Below are 16270 nucleotides of genomic sequence, written 5' to 3' on the forward strand. Positions count from 1 at the left end.
TCAGTGGCTCAGCCCGTACTTTTTGACTTTGTCGAACAGCGTGGTCTTGGCCATGCCCAGTTCCTGGCTGGCCTGGGTCAGGTTGCCGCCGCTGCGTTGCAAGGCGTCGACCAGCAGATTGCGCTCGAACGCTTCCACCGCTTCGGCAAACGCCAGACCCTGGCCGGCGCTGGCCCCGGACTTCTTGAAGGCCGGCAGGCCGAGGGCGAAGCGTTCGGCGACGTTGCGCAGTTCGCGCACGTTGCCCGGCCAGTCGTGGCTCATCAGGTTCGACAGGGTCTGGTTGTCCAGCTCCGGCAGCGCGCGGTCGAAGCGCAGCGCCGATTGCTGGGTGAAGTGTTCGAACAGTTGCAGGATGTCTTCGCGGCGTTCGCGCAGCGGTGGCAATTCCAGGGTCACGACGTTGAGGCGGTAGTACAAGTCGCTGCGAAACTCGCCGGCCTTGCTTGACTCATCGAGGTCGGATTTGGTCGCCGCAATCACCCGGCAATCCACCGCCACACTCTGGTTCGAGCCGAGCCGTTCGAGGGTGCGTTCCTGCAATACGCGCAGCAACTTGATCTGCAATGGCAGCGGCATGCTTTCCACTTCGTCGAGGAACAGCGTACCGCCGTCGGCATGCTCGATCTTGCCGATGCGGCGTTTGCCGGCGCCGGTGAAGGCGTTGGCTTCGTGGCCGAAGATCTCGCTTTCAAAAAGGTTTTCCGGCAGGCCGCCGCAGTTCAGCGCGACGAACTGTTTGCTGTGGCGCCGACTGAAATCGTGCAGGCAACGGGCGACCAGCTCCTTGCCGGTGCCGGTCTCGCCTTCGATCAAGACGTTGGCCGAAGTGTCGGCGACGTTGGCGATCAGTTCGCGCAGATTCTGCATCGCTGGTGAACGGCCGATGATCCGCCCTTCAAGGGAGTCGCGTTCAGCCAGTTGCCGACGCAACGAGGAAACCTCGCGGGCGAGGCTGCGTTGCTCCAGCGCCCGTCGCGCGACATCGACCAGGCGTTCCGGCGAGAACGGTTTTTCCATGAAATCGTAAGCGCCTTTCTGCATCGCGCCGACGGCCATGGAAATGTCGCCGTGGCCGGTGATCAGCACTACCGGCAGGCTGCGATCACGCTGCTTGAGGCGGGTGAGCAATTCCAGGCCATCGATGCCCGGCAGGCGGATGTCGCTGATGACGATGCCGGCAAAGTTGTCGCCGACCTGCGCTAGCGCTTCTTCGGCACTGCCGACGCCGATGCACGGAATGTCTTCGAGGGTCAGCGCCTGTTGGCAGCCGAGCAGCACATGGGGGTCATCTTCGACAATCAGCACACTGAGTTCAGGGTTCATATTGGCTCGGCAGAAAGAGGGCTTACCAACGGTAAACTGAGGACGAAAGTAGTGCCACCGCCGGCCGGGTGTTCAACGCCCAGGTGCCCGCCGGTGGCGGCGGCGAGGCTGGCGGACAGGGTCAGGCCCAGTCCCAGGCCTTGCTCGCCGGGCTTGGTGGTGAAGAACGGTTCGAACAGATGCTTGCGCGCTTCGGCGTCGATGCCGTGGCCATTGTCACGCACCCGCAAGCGATACTTGCCGTTGAATTCTTCACCCTCCAGCCACAGCTGCGGCTGCGGTTGCGCGTGCATGGCGTCGAGGGCGTTGCCGATCAGGTTGACGAGGATCTGTTCGAGGCGGGTCTGATCGATCAGCAGCTGCACATCGGCAAACTGCCGGTGAATCTGCAGCGCGGTGTTTTCCACGCGCGCGCCGAGCACTTGCAAGGCGGCGTCGACGGCTTTGCCGAGACTGGCCTGACCCTTGTTGTCGCCGCGCCGGGCAAACGAACGCAGGCTGGCGGTGATCCGGCCCATGCGGTCGATCAGGTCGTTGATGGTCTTGAGGTTGGTGCTGGCGACGTCGAGCTGGCCGCGCTCGAGAAAGCGCACGGTGTTGCCCGACAGCGTGCGCATCGCCGCCAGCGGCTGGTTCAGTTCATGGGCAATGCTGGTCGACATCTGGCCGATGGCGGCGAGTTTGCCGGCCTGCACCAGTTCATCCTGAGCGCGGCGCAACGTCTCTTCGGCCTGGCGGCGCTCGCGGATCTGACTCTTCAGGCGTTCGTTGCTGGCGCGCAGATCGGCGGTGCGTTCGGTAATCCGACGTTCGAGTTGGCTGTTGGCTTCCTGCAACGCTTCGCGGGCGGCGAGGCGGGTGGCGAGGACCTTGCGCCGCTCGTTCCAGGCAATCAGCAGGAAGGCGAACAGGGCGAACGCTACCGCCACCAGAATGCCTTGATTGATCGCTTCGCGGCGCAGGTCCTGCAGCGGCGTGAGCAGGGTGAAATTCCACGGCGTGTCACTCAGCAGTCGGGTTTGCGCCAGATAGCTGATGTCGTCTTCGTCGGGCTGCAATTCGCTGTTGGCCGGGAAGGTCAGTTTCTCCACGCCTTCGGCCAGTGTCTCGCGGGCCAGCGGTTGCAGTTCGTTGAGTGGAAACCAGTAGTACTGCAGGCTGCGGGCGAGTTTTTCCTTGACCTCGTCGCTCAGCGGAATTACCGATTTCAGCCGCCTGGCGGGATCGCTGGAGAGAATGATGATGCCGTTCTCATCGCTGACGAACGCTTCCAGACGCGCCCGTTGCCAACGCTCTTCCATGGCTTCCAGACGCACCTTGACCACCGCGACACCGATGATCTTGCCGTGCTCTTCGAGGCCGTGGGCAAGGTAGTAACCGGGTTCACCATTGGTGCTGCCGATGCCATAGAAGCGCCCGGGCTGGCCGCGCACGGCGTCCTTGAAATAGGCGCGGAAGGACAAGTCTTCACCCAGATAACTGTCGACATCGCGCCAGTTGCTGGTGGCCATGACCCGGCCGGTGGTGTCCATCACGTAGATGGCCCGGCTGCGGCTGCGGCGGTTCAGGCCTTCGAGGTAATCGTTGACCGTCTGCCGGTGCTCCGGGGTCGGGTCGGCCAGCAACTGCGGCACACTGGTTTCGAGTTCCAGCAGGCTGGGCAGGTAGGTGTATTTGCTGATCTCGCTTTCGACCGCGCGGGCGTGCAGTTCCAGCTGACGCTGGCCGTTCTCGCCGAGGCTGCGGATGCCGAAGTGTTCACTGGTCCAGAAGCCGATAAAACCCAGCCCGACCATCAGGGCGATGATCAGTGGCGGCAGGAACAGATGACGGATCAGACGGGGCTTCACGGCAAGTGATGGCTCTGCAGCGCGATAAAGAGTGGGGTCGCATTTCATCACAGATGCCTTGGGTCAACCACAACACTTGTTTGTGCCTGTGGCGAGGGGATTTATCCCCGTTGGGCCGCGAAGCGGCCCCAAAACCATCACTGCGGTTTAACTGAAAGACCGCATGCACAGGTTTTACGACTGCTGCGCAGCCGGACGGGGATAAATCCCCTCGCCACAGGGGATCTCATTGTCAGGCTGCCCGCACCCCACAGACAGGGTGCGGGTGTGTTGCTTTTAGTGCTGCAGGATTTTCTCGAGGAAGTGCTGCGCGCGTTCGGAGCGGGCGCTGATGTCGCCGAAGAATTCCTCTTTCGGGCAGTCTTCGATGATCTTGCCCTGGTCCATGAAGATCACCCGGTCCGCCACTTTACGGGCGAAGCCCATTTCGTGGGTCACGCACATCATGGTCATGCCTTCGTGGGCCAGCTGCACCATGACGTCGAGCACTTCATTGACCATTTCCGGGTCGAGCGCCGAGGTCGGTTCGTCGAACAGCATGACGATCGGGTCCATCGCCAGCGCACGGGCAATCGCCACACGCTGTTGCTGACCGCCGGACAGTTGCCCCGGATGCTTGTGGGCGTGCGCCGACAAACCTACGCGCTCGAGCAGTTGCAGACCCTTTTTGGTCGCCTCTTCCTTGCTGCGGCCAAGCACCTTGATCTGCGCGATGGTCAGGTTTTCGGTGATGGTCAGGTGCGGGAACAGCTCGAAATGCTGGAACACCATGCCCACGCGCGAACGCAGTTTCGGCAGGTTGGTTTTCGGATCGGCGATCGACGTGCCGTCAACCACAACGTCGCCTTTCTGGAACGGTTCCAGGGCGTTGACGCACTTGATCAGCGTCGACTTGCCTGAACCCGACGGGCCGCAGACCACGATCACTTCGCCTTTCTTGACCTCGGTGCTGCAATCAGTCAGCACCTGGAAGTCCCCATACCACTTGTTGATGTTTTTGATAGAGATCATACGGCGAACCTTTTTTGCAGACGCTTGACCAACCGCGAGGCGGCGAAGCTGATGATGAAGTACACGAGACCGGCGAAAATCAGGAACTCATTGGAGCGGCCGATGATGTCGCCGCTGGCGCGCGAGGCGTTGAGGAAGTCCACCAGGCCCACGGTGTAGACCAGCGAGGTGTCCTGGAACAGGATGATGCTCTGCTGCAGCAGCAGCGGGGTCATCTTGCGGAACGCCTGCGGCAGGATGATCAGGCGCATCATCTGTCCGTAGTTCATGCCCAGCGCTTGCGCGGCACCCATCTGGCCCTTGGAAATCGACTGCACACCGGCCCGGACGATTTCGCAGAAGTACGCCGCTTCGAACATCATGAACGCCACGACGCACGAGGTGAACGCACCGATCGGCGTGTCTTCACCGGTGATCCAGCGCAGCACGAACGGCACTGCCAGGTAGAACCAGGTGATCACCAGCAGCAGCGGAATCGAGCGGAAATAGTTGACGTAGGCGCCAGCGATGCTCGACAGCAGCTTGTTGTGCGACAGACGGCACAGCGCGAGGATCGTGCCGAGAATCATCCCGCCGATCACGCCCATGGCCATCAGTTTGAGGGTCATCACCATGCCGTTCCACAAACCGGGAATGGCCGGGACGATGCCACTGAAATCGAATTCCATTATTTACCCCCCACGGAGATCAGGCCGGGCACCGCGACTTTCTTCTCGACCAGGCGCATCAGCAGCATCAGGCTCATGTTGAGGGTGAAATAGATCAGCGTTGCCAGGGTGAACGCTTCGAACAGGTTGGCCGAGAACTCGGCGGTCTGTTTGGTCTGCGCCAGCAATTCCATCAAACCGATCAGGGACGCCACGGAGGAGTTCTTGAATACGTTGAGGAATTCCGAGGTGAGCGGTGGAATGATGATCCGGTAGGCCTGGGGCAGCAGCACGTTCCAGTAGATCTGCGGCAGCTTGAAACCCATCGCGCGGGCGGCGGATTCCTGACCCCGAGGCAGTGCCTGGATACCGGTGCGCACTTGCTCGCAGACACGGGCGGCGGTGAACAGACCGAGGCAGACGACAACGCTCAGGTAGGCCGAAGTAGTCGGGTTGAGGTCCTGCTTGTACCACTCCTGCAGATCCGGCGGCAGCAGATCGGGCACCAGGAAGTACCAGATGAACAGCTGCACCAGCAGCGGCACGTTACGGAACAGCTCGACGTAGCAGGTCGCGATGCCCGATACGATGCGGTTCGGCACGGTGCGCATGATGCCCAGCAGCGAGCCGAGCAGCAGGGCGATGATCCACGCCACGACGGCGATGGCGATGGTCCAGCCCAGACCGGAGATGAACCAGTCGAGATAGGTCTCGCTGCCCACGCCGGTGGACTTGAAGAACACGCCCCAGTCCCAGTTGTAATTCATTAGGGTCTCCCCTCGATTCGATCGATGTACAAGTGCCCGCCTGGGGAACTCCGTTCCCTCCCCAGTCTTTTTTCAAAGACCGGGCACACGCGATCGGCTCGACAGCCACCGGTTCGAGTGTTTCCAGAAAAATGCCAGCAGGGAGTGACCATCCCCTGAAAAGGCAGGCGCCTCCTCAGGGGATAAGGTTAGTCAGAAAATCAGGACTTCTTGTCGTCAGCCGCTTTGTCGGTCGGATTGGCGATCAGGGTCTTGAGCTCGTCGCTCATCGGGAAGTTCAGGTTCAGGCCTTTTGGCGGAATCGGCTGCATGAACCACTTCTCGTAGATCTTGTTGATTTCGCCCGAAGCGTAGGTGGCCTTGATCGCGTCATCCACAGCCTTTTTGAACGGCTCGTCGCCTTTGCGCATCATGCAGCCGTAGATTTCATACGACTGTGGCGTGCCGGTCACTTCCCAATCGGCGGCTTTCTTGGCCTTGGCGGCTTCGCCGGCCAGCAGCGCGTCGTCCATCATGAAGGCAACGGCCCGGCCCGATTCCAGCATCTGGAAGGACTCGCCGTGGTCTTTGGCGGAGATGACGTTCATGCCCATCTGCTTGTCGGCGTTCATCGCCTTGAGGATGCGCTCGGAAGTGGTACCGGCGGTGGTCACGACGTTCTTGCCTTTCAGATCGTCGAAATCCTTGTACTTGGAGTCTTTCTTGGACAGCAGACGGGTACCGATTTCGAAGATGCCGACGGAGAAGTCGACCTGCTGCTGACGCTCGACGTTGTTGGTGGTCGAACCGCACTCGACGTCCACGGTGCCGTTCTGCACCAGCGGGATACGGGTCTGCGAGGTAACGAGGTTGTATTTGACTTGCAGGTTCGGCAGGTCGAGGTCTTTCTTGATCGCTTCGACGATCTTCAGCTGGATATCGTGCGAGTAGCCAACCGGCTTGCCGGACGCATCAGCGATGTAGGAGAACGGAATGGAGGCGTCACGGTGGCCCAGGGTGATGACACCGGACTCTTTGATTTTCTTCAGGGTGCCGGTGAGCTCGGCGGCGAAAACTGGCGTGCTGATCAGAGCGGCAGCAATGGCTGCGCCCAGGATATGGGGAACGATGCGCATCAAATTTTCCTCGACATTGTTTTTTTTATGGAGCCAGTTTGTCGGCCCTTTTTGTGCTTCGAATGCCTGACGGCTCCTGAAGTGTCGGCACAGCAGGCATTCGTCGAGAGAGTGTAGAGCATGACTCGTGCCAGAGCAGTCGAAGTCAGTTAAGCGGTTGTTTTATAACGTTATTAAAGTTTTATGGCGGTAATTTGTTGAAGATGAGATCCGGTTAACCGAATCGACTGTGGAGTCGCGTTCGGAAAACCGAATGAATTCCTTGCAGGCTCACTTTCACAATGGACAGGGTATTGCCGAAGGTACAAAAAAGCCCCTGAATCTCTCGATTCAGGGGCTTTCATTTGAACGGTGAGATCAAGCCGCTTCGATCTTCCGATTCTGCTCAACCTTGCCCAGATACGTCGCGAGCTTCTGCTGCTCCTCCGCTGTGGTGAACAAGCCTAGCTTGGTACGGCGCCACAGGATGTCGTGCGCCGTGGTCGCCCACTCTTCGCTGCACAAATAATCGACTTCGCGGGTGTAGAGCCCGCCGCCGATGTGTTCGCCCATGTCGGCCAGGCTTTCTACGCCTTCGAGCATGCGCCAGGTGCGGCTGCCGTAGGTGACGGCCCAGCGCCGGGCGATTTCAGTCGGGACGAAATCGAATTTGTCGCGAATTCGCGCGCTCAGCGCCTCTGGCGTGGTCATGTCTTCGCCGCCGGGCAGGGTGGCGGTCGCGGTCCAGCTCGGGCGCATCTGGGTGAAGAACGGCATCAATTGCGCCATCGCCGACTCGGCAAGTTTGCGATAGGTAGTCAGCTTGCCGCCGAACACCGACAGCAGCGGCGCTTCTTCGGTACTGCCCGACAGCGCCAAGGTGTAATCGCGGGTCACTGCCGACGGGTTGTCGGATTCGTCGTTGCACAGCGGGCGAACGCCCGAGTAGCTGTGCACAATGTCTTCGCGGCTCAGCTGCTTCTTGAAGTGGGCGTTGACCACTTTCAGCACGTAATCGGTTTCGCCCTCGGTGATCGCCACTTTCCCCGGGTCGCCGGTGTACTCGCGGTCGGTGGTGCCGATCAGGGTGAAGTGGTTCAGGTACGGAATGGTGAAAACGATGCGTTGATCTTCGTTTTGCAGAATGTGCGCATGTTCGCCTTCATACAGTTTCGGCACGATGATGTGGCTGCCCTGGATCAGGCGAATGCCGTACGGCGATTCCATCTTCAGGTCGTCACGAATGAACTTCGCCACCCACGGACCGGCGGCGTTGACCAGGGCTTTGGCGGTGATCGAAAACAGGCTGCCGTCGGCGCGCTCCAGATGCAGATGCCACAAACCTTTGGTGCGGCGGGCACTGACACAGCGGGTCTGGGTGTGCACGTGGGCGCCTTTTTCGCGGGCGGCCATGGCGTTCAGGACCACGAGGCGGGCGTCATCGACCCAGCAGTCGGAGTATTCGAAGCCTTTCTTGATTTCGCTTTTCAGCGCGCTGTCGGCGCCGAACTTCAGGCTTTTCGAACCCGGCAGTTTTTCGCGCTTGCCGAGGTTGTCATAAAGGAACAGGCCGGCACGAATCATCCACGCCGGCCGCAGGTGCGGGCGGTGTGGCAGGACGAAACGCATCGGTTTGACGATGTGCGGCGCTTTCGCCAGCAGCACTTCACGCTCAGCCAGCGCTTCGCGCACCAGACGGAATTCGTAATGCTCCAGATAGCGCAGGCCACCGTGGATCAGCTTGCTGCTGGCCGACGAGGTGTGGCTGGCCAGGTCGTCTTTTTCGCAAAGGAACACCGAAAGACCGCGACCGGCGGCATCCGCTGCGATCCCTACGCCGTTGATCCCGCCGCCAATCACGGCAACGTCATAGATCTCGGAGAGAGGGGGCGTACGCAAGGTAGAGGTGGACATCGGCTGGCCTCGGTTCTTTTGGTTTTATGTCTTGGAAATCGAACATTAATGTTCATTTGCGAAAATGGTAGCCCATAAACACGCGCGCAGCCAGTCGCGTTCGATTGAAAAAACTCATCGAAGGGCAGAGAAAGGAAAATTTTCGAACACGAAGTGCGCGCGAGGGGCGCGGAGGGCGTTAACCGATCGTTCCCATGCTCTGCGTGGGAATGCATTCACCGACGCTCTGCGTCGGCTTTTGAAAGGGGACGCAGAGCGTCCCGGGCGGCATTCCCACGCGGAGCGTGGGAACAAGCAACTAGACGACTTCCAAGCGAATCTTGTGCTGACTCAACAACTGCGTCAGCGCCGGTACCGGCTGCTGATCGGTGACCAGGCAATCGATCAGGCTGATCGGCCCCAGTCGAATCATCGCGTTACGCCCGAACTTGCTCGAGTCCGCCGCCAGAATCACCTGCCGCGCATTGGCAATGATCGCTTGGGAAACGCGAACTTCCTGATAATCGAAGTCGAGCAGGCTGCCGTCCTCATCGATGCCGCTGATCCCGACCAAGGCGAAATCGACCTTGAACTGATTGATGAAATCCACACTCGCCTGACCGACCACACCGCCGTCCCGCCTTACATTGCCGCCGGTCAGCAGCACATCGAAATCATCCTTGGCGCTGAGCATCGAGGCGACGTGCAGGTTGTTGGTGATGATTTTCAGGTGACTGTGATTGAGCAGGGCGCGGGCGATCGATTCGGTGGTGGTACCGATATTGATGAACAGCGAGGCGTGATCGGGGATCTGTGCGGCGATGGCTTCGCCGATGCGTTGCTTTTCGTCGCGCATCTGATCGGCGCGCATCGCATACGCGGTGTTTTCGACACTGGAATCGTACGCGGCGCCACCGTGGTAGCGACGCAGCAGATTGGCTTCCGCGAGCTGATTGATGTCGCGGCGGATGGTTTGCGGGGTGACAACGAACAGTGTGGCCATCTCCTCGATGCTGACATAGCCGCGTTCGCGGACCAGCTCGAGGATTTGCTGCTGACGGGGAGGCAGATTCATGGGGCTTCCTTTGGGCTGCCAAGCAAAATTTGCCCATGATGCCGCAGGAATCCGCTCCCGACCAGTTAGATGCCTATGTGTAACTCAAGGCTGGCTTATTCAGCGTCCTCGCGCGCCCAGTCACGGGTGCGGCTGACGGCTTTTTTCCAGCCTTTGTAGAGTTTCTCTTTCTCGACTTCGTCCAGGCTCGGTTCGAACTCGCGCTCGATCACTGCTTTGCCGCGCAGTTCTTCCAGGCTGCCCCAGAAGCCGCAGGCCAGGCCGGCCAGATAGGCAGCGCCGAGTGCGGTGGTTTCGCGCATTTGCGGGCGCTCCACCTGAGTGCCGAGGATGTCGGCCTGGAACTGCATGAGGAAGTTGTTCGCCACCGCGCCGCCGTCCACACGCAGGGCCTTGAGGCGTTCGCCGGAGTCCTGTTGCATGGCGTCGAGTACGTCGCGGGTCTGGTAGGCGATCGATTCCAGTGCGGCGCGGATGATGTGATCGACGCGTACGCCGCGCGTCAGGCCGAACAGCGCGCCACGGGCATACGGGTCCCAGTACGGTGCGCCAAGGCCGGTAAACGCCGGCACCAGATACACGCCGTTGCTGTCCTTGACCTTGTTGGCAAAGTATTCGGTGTCGTGGGCGTCGTTGACGATTTTCAGTTCATCGCGCAGCCATTGCACGGTCGAACCGCCGTTGAACACGGCGCCTTCCAGAGCATAAGCCACTTCGCCGCGCGGGCCGCAGGCGATGGTGGTAAGCATGCCGTGCTGGGATTTCACCGCTTTGTCGCCGGTGTTCATCAGCAGGAAGCAACCGGTGCCGTAGGTGTTTTTCGCTTGGCCAGGCTCCACGCACATCTGGCCGAACAGTGCTGCCTGCTGGTCGCCGGCGATACCGCCGATGGCGATGCCGCTCTTGGTGCGGCCGTAGATTTCCGAGGAAGCTTTGACTTCCGGGAGCATCTCGCGCGGGATGTCGAGGATCTCCAGCATCTTCGAATCCCACTCCAGCGAGTGAATGTTGAAGAGCATGGTGCGCGAGGCGTTGGTGTAGTCGGTGACGTGCACCTTGCCGCCGGTGAATTTCCAGATCAGCCAGCTATCGACGGTGCCGAACAGCAGCTCGCCGTTGCGCGCACGCTCGCGGCTGCCTTCGACGTTGTCGAGGATCCACTTCAGTTTGGTGCCGGAGAAGTACGGGTCGGTGACCAGGCCGGTGGTGTCGCGGATGTAGTCTTCATGACCATCGCGCTTGAGCTGCTGGCAGATCTCGGTGCTGCGGCGGCACTGCCAGACGATTGCGTTATAGACCGGACGGCCGGTGGTCTTGTCCCAGACCACGGTGGTTTCACGCTGATTGGTGATACCGATGGCGGCGACCTGGTCGTGATGCAGGCCGGCCTGGGCCAGCGCCTCAACCATCACCGCGCTCTGGGTGGCAAAAATTTCCATCGGGTCATGCTCGACCCAACCGGCTTGCGGGTAATGCTGAACGAATTCGCGCTGCGCGGTGCAGACCACGTTCGCGTCGCGGTCGAAGATGATCGCGCGCGAACTGGTCGTACCCTGATCAAGGGCAATGATGTAGTTCTTGTTCTGAATGTCGGTCATGTCGATTGCCTTGGACGAAAAAAACGAGAGTGGGCCGTGGCGCCGGCTCGGATGGGCAGGAGCCGGCGCCGACTGTTTCAAGAAGTTCTTGGTTTGCCGTCAATGGCCGGTTCTGCATCCTTTGTAGCAGGTGTGGCGCCGGTCAGGTGACGGGCGATGAGCCCGCGATACCCAGCAGCGCCGAGGCAGGCACCGACAATCGGTGCAAAAATCGGAATCAGGAAATACGGAATATCTCGGCCGCCAGTGAAGGAAATTTCACCCCAACCGGTAAAGAAAGTCATCAGTTTCGGACCGAAGTCACGCGCAGGGTTCATCGCGAAACCGGTCAGCGGACCCATCGCACTGCCGATCACGGCAATCAGCAAACCGATCAGCAGCGGCGCCATCGGGCCGCGTGGCAGGCCGTTGTTGTCATCGGTCAGGGCCATGATCACGCCCATCAGGATCGCGGTGATGATCATCTCGACCAGAAATGCCTGCGCCGTCGACAGCACCGGGTTCGGGTAGGTGGAGAACACGGAGGCCAATTCCAGGCTGGCGGCCGAGCCACGAACCATCTGGTGGGTTTGTTCGTAATCGAAGAACAGATTGCTGTAGAGCGTGTAGACCAGCAACGCGCCGCAGAAGGCGCCGGCAATTTGCGAAAGGATGTAGAACGGCAGTTTGCGCTTTTCGAAGTCAGCGAAGATTGCCAGAGCGATGCTCACGGCCGGGTTCAGGTGCGCGCCGGAAACCCCGGCGGTGAGGTAGATCGCCATGCTCACGCCGACGCCCCAGATGATGCTGATTTCCCACAGGCCGAAGCTGGCGCTCGCGACTTTGAGCGCGGCGACACAACCGGTGCCGAAGAAGATCAGAAGGGCGGTGCCCAGGAATTCGGCCATGCATTGGCCGGAAAGCGATGGTTGCGGTAAAGCAGCTGTCATTGAAAACCTCGGTTCTTTTTCTTGTGTAGCGCCTTGCCAACGGAGCAGGGCGCGATCTTCACCGGGTCGGAATCCCCATTCGGTTCCCGGGTTACTGCTGGGTACTGCGCGGAGCATGATTCTTACATTATTCAGATTCGAAAAAATATAGACAAGAAACAAACCTGTCAAAGGTCGAAAGTGAACCGTCGGTCACAATAAAACTATTCGCCGCGTGAATGACCAGCGCCGCGAACAGCTTGAATGCAGCGCGAAGCCACGGGATTCGCGGCTTGGAATAGAGCCTTTTGCCCAACGATGACCTAGAATCGGCCGCAGGTTTTTCAAAGACTGCCGAACCCGGAGCTGCCATGACACCAGCGTTGGACTTGTTGAAAAAAGTTCGTGCCGAACATCGCGTGCACAGTTACGAACATGATCCGAAGGCCGCGTCCTACGGGCTGGAGGCAGCGGAGAAGCTCGGGCTCGAACCAGCGCAAGTGTTCAAAACCTTGCTGGCCGCCACTGAAAAAGGCGAACTGCTGGTGGCAGTGGTGCCGGTCGTCGGAACGCTCGACCTCAAGGGCCTGGCCCATGCCGCTGGAGTGAAGAAAGCCGAAATGGCTGACCCGGCTGCCGCGCAACGTTCAACCGGCTACCTGTTGGGCGGCATCAGCCCGCTCGGGCAGAAGAAACGCCTGCGCACCTTCATCGACAATTCCGCTCAGGAGTTTGCGACTATCTATGTGAGCGCCGGGCGGCGAGGACTGGAAGTGGAGCTGGCGCCTGCGGTGCTGGCCGAGCACACCCAGGCGCAGTTCGCCGATATCGGCCGGGCGTAATAGTCGCGCCGGCTGTATGAAGAAAAAATTGCGCTTCTGTCACTGGCACTGATCCGGCCCGCCGTTGCATGCTCGGTCGACCAATTCAGGGAGAAAATCATGCAGCTTGCGTTTCATCAGGTCGACGCGTTCAGTGATCGGCCGTTCAGTGGCAACCCGGCGATGGTCTATCGGCTCGACAGCTGGCTGGCCGATGACTTGATGCAGAAGATCGCCGCCGAACACAACTTGGCGGAGACTGCGTTTCTGGTGCGCGAAGGTCAGGCCTGGCATATCCGCTGGTTCACCCCGACCACCGAAGTGCCGCTGTGCGGGCATGCGACCCTGGCCAGCGCATTTGTGCTGTTCGAAATTTATCAGGAAAGCGCCGAGCGCATCGACTTCACCTGCAAGTCCGGCCCTTTGAGTGTCAGCCGTGAAGGCGACCGCTTGTGGCTGGATTTCCCGACCATCGTGCCGTCGGAAATCGGCGTGACGCTGGACGTCGAGCGGGCGCTCGGTGTCGAGGCGGTTGATGTGCTCGGCTCCAACGAGCTGTTCGTGGTGCTGGACTCGGAACAGGCCGTGCTCGACTGCCAACCGGACATGGCGGCGCTGGCGAAACTGCCATGGCTGGGCGCAATTGTCACCGCGCGTGGCAACCAGCATGACTTCGTCTCGCGCTATTTCGCCCCGGCCATCGGTATCAATGAAGACCCGGTGACCGGCTCGACCCATTGCAGCCTGATTCCGTACTGGGCCAAACGTCTGGGCAAATCGAACCTGACCGCGTGCCAGCGCTCGGCGCGGGGCGGGGAGTTGTTCTGTCGGCTGGAAGGTGAGCGGGTGAAGATTGGCGGCAATGCGACGCTGGTGGCCAGCGGTACCCTGTTTTTAGGCTGAGGCAATACCAACTGTGGGAGCGAGCCTGCTCGCGAATGCGGTGTTTCAGTCAACATCTTCGGCGACTGAAACACCGCATTCGCGAGCAGGCTCGCTCCCACAATTTTTTATCCAGTGCAGATCAGAGGCTGGTGCTGAATCGACGGACGCCGTTTTCCACCGCCGGAATCTGTGCCGCAGTGCTCCCCGAAGCCTGGAACAGCACCAGGTGATCCGCCGCTACGCGAATCCCGACCTGCGCGCCAACCAGATGATCGGCATGGCTGGGGAAGATCGATTCCAGCTGCGCGCCGGTCGGCAGTTGCAGGCGATACAAGGTCGCCGCGCCGAGAAATGTCTTGCCGACAATCTGCGCCTGCAACGCGCTGTCCGGCGCGTAAACAATGTCATCCGGACGCAACAGCACATCCACCGCGCCGCCAATCGGCCAGGTGTAAGCACGGTTGCCGCGCAGTTCACCCAGCTCGGTCTGCACCGATTCCGGGGTGACGAGCTGGCCGCGAATGAAATAGCCCTGACCGATGAAACTGGCGACATATGGCGTCGCCGGTTCGTGATAGAGGTTGTAGGGCGTGTCCCACTGTTCCAGCCGACCTTCCTTGAACACACCAACGTGATCGCTGACGGCAAAGGCTTCTTCCTGATCGTGGGTGACCAGAATCGCACTGGTGCCACGGGCCTTGAGAATGTCGCGCACCTCATGGCTGAGCTTGCGGCGCAACTCGCCATCGAGGTTGGAGAACGGCTCGTCGAGCAGCAGCAACTGCGGTTCCGGCGCCAGGGCGCGGGCGAGGGCGACACGCTGTTGCTGACCGCCGGACAGCTCGTGCGGAAAGCGCTTGCCGAGGTTTTTCAGATTGACCAGTTCCAGCAATTCTTCGACCACGCGCGCCTTGTTCGGGTGCTTGCGGATGCCGAAGGCGATGTTGTCGGCCACGCTCAGGTGCGGGAACAGCGCGTAATCCTGAAACACCATGCCGATCCGGCGTTTCTCCGGCGCCAGGGTGAAACCGGCGCTGGAGAGGGTTTCGCCACCGAGGGTGATTTCGCCTTCATGCACCGGTTCGAAACCGGCGATGGCGCGCAGGGTGGTGGTCTTGCCGCAGCCGGACGAGCCGAGCAGGCAGCCGATGTCGCCGGCGTTGAGGTGCAGATTGAGGTTCTGCACCACGCGTTGATCTTGGTAGCCGCAAGCGAGGTTGCGCAGGTTCAGCAGTAATTCATGGCTCATGCGTGGTGATATGCCGGTTCGACGAGGAACTCGAGCAGGGCCTTCTGTGCGTGGAGACGGTTTTCTGCCTGATCCCAGGCGACTGAGCGCGGGTCATCGAGCAGGTCGAGACTGATTTCTTCGCCACGGTGCGCCGGCAGGCAGTGCATGAACAGCACGTCCTCGGCAGCGAGGTCGAGCAGGGCACGGTTGACCTGAAACGGCGCGAACAGCTTGAGGCGCTTGGCAGTTTCCTCTTCCTGACCCATCGAAGTCCAGACGTCGGTGCTGACCAGATGCGCGCCACGCACGGCGTCTTGCGGATCGCGGACGATGGTCACGCGATCACCAGCCTGGGCGACGAACTCCGGGTTCGGCTCGTAGCCTTCCGGGCAGGCAACGCGCAATTGGAAGTCGAACTGGATCGCCGCTTCTATATAGCTGTTGCACATGTTGTTGCCGTCACCGATCCAGGCCACGGTCTTGCCCTGGATCGAGCCACGGTGTTCGAGGAAGGTCTGCATGTCGGCGAGCAACTGGCACGGGTGCAGATCATCGGACAGGCCGTTGATTACCGGCACCCGCGAGTTGGCGGCGAATTCGGTCAGGGTGCTATGGGCGAAGGTACGGATCATCACCGCATCGAGCATGCTCGACATGACGATGGCGCAATCGCTGATGGGCTCGCCACGGCCCAGTTGGGTATCGCGCGGGGACAGGAAGATTGCCTGGCCGCCGAGCTGGATCATGCCGGCCTCGAAGGAGATCCGGGTCCGGGTCGAGGATTTTTCAAAAATCATCCCCAGCACGCGGTTTTTCAGAGGCTCGAACAGTACGCCGCGGTTACGCAGGTCCTTGAGCTCAACGCCTCGACGGATCACGCTGACCAGCTCTTCGGGCGTGCAATCCATCAGGGAGAGAAAGTGCCTTGCGCTCATCATTGACTACCTTTTTGCTACAGACCGCAGATGCTCAAAGCCTTGTTTAACGGAACAACGGGCGAGACCTGCGGCGTAAGCCGCACGGGGCGACGAAATAGGGGAAGGCGCGATATTGACACTAAATGTCGCGTTTTTCCAATAGGGTACTTTTTCAACGGGATTCGGAGCGCGGACCGAGCATTTCGATCACGCATGTTGAAGCCGGATTCAGTACAGCGGTGAGCCT

At 60.4% G+C, this 16270-nt stretch carries 14 protein-coding genes; 2 read left to right on the forward strand and 12 right to left on the reverse strand.

From position 1 onward, the window contains the following. The 10 genes from J5M66_RS21150 to J5M66_RS21195 all read right to left on the reverse strand — a co-directional run bounded on the left by J5M66_RS21150 (nt 1) and on the right by J5M66_RS21195 (nt 12190). Nucleotides 1-1326, reverse strand: a complete 1326-nt coding sequence (locus J5M66_RS21150; RefSeq protein ID WP_024014166.1) for a sigma-54 dependent transcriptional regulator — start codon at nt 1324-1326, stop codon at nt 1-3. After that, complete coding sequence (locus J5M66_RS21155) at nt 1323-3224, reverse strand: ATP-binding protein (protein WP_056790048.1); 1902 nt, start codon at nt 3222-3224, stop codon at nt 1323-1325. Before J5M66_RS21155 ends, J5M66_RS21150 begins: the two co-directional genes overlap by 4 nt. 228 nt (nt 3225-3452) lie before the next feature. Beyond that, nucleotides 3453-4187, reverse strand: coding sequence for an amino acid ABC transporter ATP-binding protein (locus J5M66_RS21160; protein WP_016773390.1), 735 nt, complete (start codon nt 4185-4187; stop codon nt 3453-3455). Then, nucleotides 4184-4855, reverse strand: a complete 672-nt coding sequence (locus J5M66_RS21165; protein WP_016773391.1) for an ABC transporter permease subunit — start codon at nt 4853-4855, stop codon at nt 4184-4186. Before J5M66_RS21165 ends, J5M66_RS21160 begins: the two co-directional genes overlap by 4 nt. Then, nucleotides 4855-5601 (reverse strand): amino acid ABC transporter permease, encoded by a 747-nt coding sequence (locus J5M66_RS21170; RefSeq protein WP_056790046.1) that lies wholly within the window; start codon nt 5599-5601, stop codon nt 4855-4857. The genes J5M66_RS21165 and J5M66_RS21170 overlap by 1 nt, the downstream gene beginning before the upstream one ends. A gap of 200 nt (nt 5602-5801) precedes the next feature. Beyond that, nucleotides 5802-6716 (reverse strand): glutamate/aspartate ABC transporter substrate-binding protein, encoded by a 915-nt coding sequence (locus tag J5M66_RS21175; RefSeq protein WP_095181779.1) that lies wholly within the window; start codon nt 6714-6716, stop codon nt 5802-5804. A 357-nt stretch (nt 6717-7073) separates the two neighbouring features. Next, on the reverse strand, nt 7074-8609 hold the full coding sequence (gene glpD, locus J5M66_RS21180) for a glycerol-3-phosphate dehydrogenase (RefSeq protein WP_206421628.1): 1536 nt from the start codon (nt 8607-8609) through the stop codon (nt 7074-7076). Nucleotides 8610-8907: 298 nt separating this feature from the next. Beyond that, nucleotides 8908-9663 (reverse strand): DeoR/GlpR family transcriptional regulator, encoded by a 756-nt coding sequence (locus J5M66_RS21185; RefSeq protein WP_095181782.1) that lies wholly within the window; start codon nt 9661-9663, stop codon nt 8908-8910. A 95-nt stretch (nt 9664-9758) separates the two neighbouring features. Beyond that, nucleotides 9759-11261 carry a glycerol kinase GlpK gene (gene glpK / locus J5M66_RS21190; protein ID WP_042607375.1) on the reverse strand — a complete coding sequence of 501 codons (1503 nt, stop codon included), beginning with the start codon at nt 11259-11261 and terminating at the stop codon, nt 9759-9761. Nucleotides 11262-11338: 77 nt separating this feature from the next. After that, on the reverse strand, nt 11339-12190 hold the full coding sequence (locus J5M66_RS21195; RefSeq protein WP_207808409.1) for an MIP/aquaporin family protein: 852 nt from the start codon (nt 12188-12190) through the stop codon (nt 11339-11341). 350 nt (nt 12191-12540) lie between these two features. Between J5M66_RS21195 and ybaK the strand changes: the two genes are divergently transcribed. Together ybaK and J5M66_RS21205 are read left to right on the forward strand one after the other, a co-directional pair. Next, nucleotides 12541-13011 (forward strand): Cys-tRNA(Pro) deacylase, encoded by a 471-nt coding sequence (ybaK, locus tag J5M66_RS21200; RefSeq protein WP_123443739.1) that lies wholly within the window; start codon nt 12541-12543, stop codon nt 13009-13011. Between the two features lie 99 nt (nt 13012-13110). Continuing rightward, nucleotides 13111-13893 carry a PhzF family phenazine biosynthesis protein gene (locus tag J5M66_RS21205; RefSeq protein ID WP_016773398.1) on the forward strand — a complete coding sequence of 261 codons (783 nt, stop codon included), beginning with the start codon at nt 13111-13113 and terminating at the stop codon, nt 13891-13893. Between the two features lie 121 nt (nt 13894-14014). Here the strand turns inward: J5M66_RS21205 and J5M66_RS21210 are convergent, their stop codons facing one another. Both J5M66_RS21210 and argF read right to left on the reverse strand, forming a co-directional pair. Then, on the reverse strand, nt 14015-15124 hold the full coding sequence (locus J5M66_RS21210) for an ABC transporter ATP-binding protein (protein WP_016773399.1): 1110 nt from the start codon (nt 15122-15124) through the stop codon (nt 14015-14017). After that, nucleotides 15121-16041, reverse strand: coding sequence for an ornithine carbamoyltransferase (gene argF, locus J5M66_RS21215; RefSeq protein WP_024014160.1), 921 nt, complete (start codon nt 16039-16041; stop codon nt 15121-15123). Before argF ends, J5M66_RS21210 begins: the two co-directional genes overlap by 4 nt. Nucleotides 16042-16270: the final 229 nt, after the last annotated feature.

The organism is Pseudomonas sp. 67(2021) (genome assembly GCF_017491835.1).
Lineage (GTDB): Bacteria > Pseudomonadota > Gammaproteobacteria > Pseudomonadales > Pseudomonadaceae > Aquipseudomonas > Aquipseudomonas atacamensis.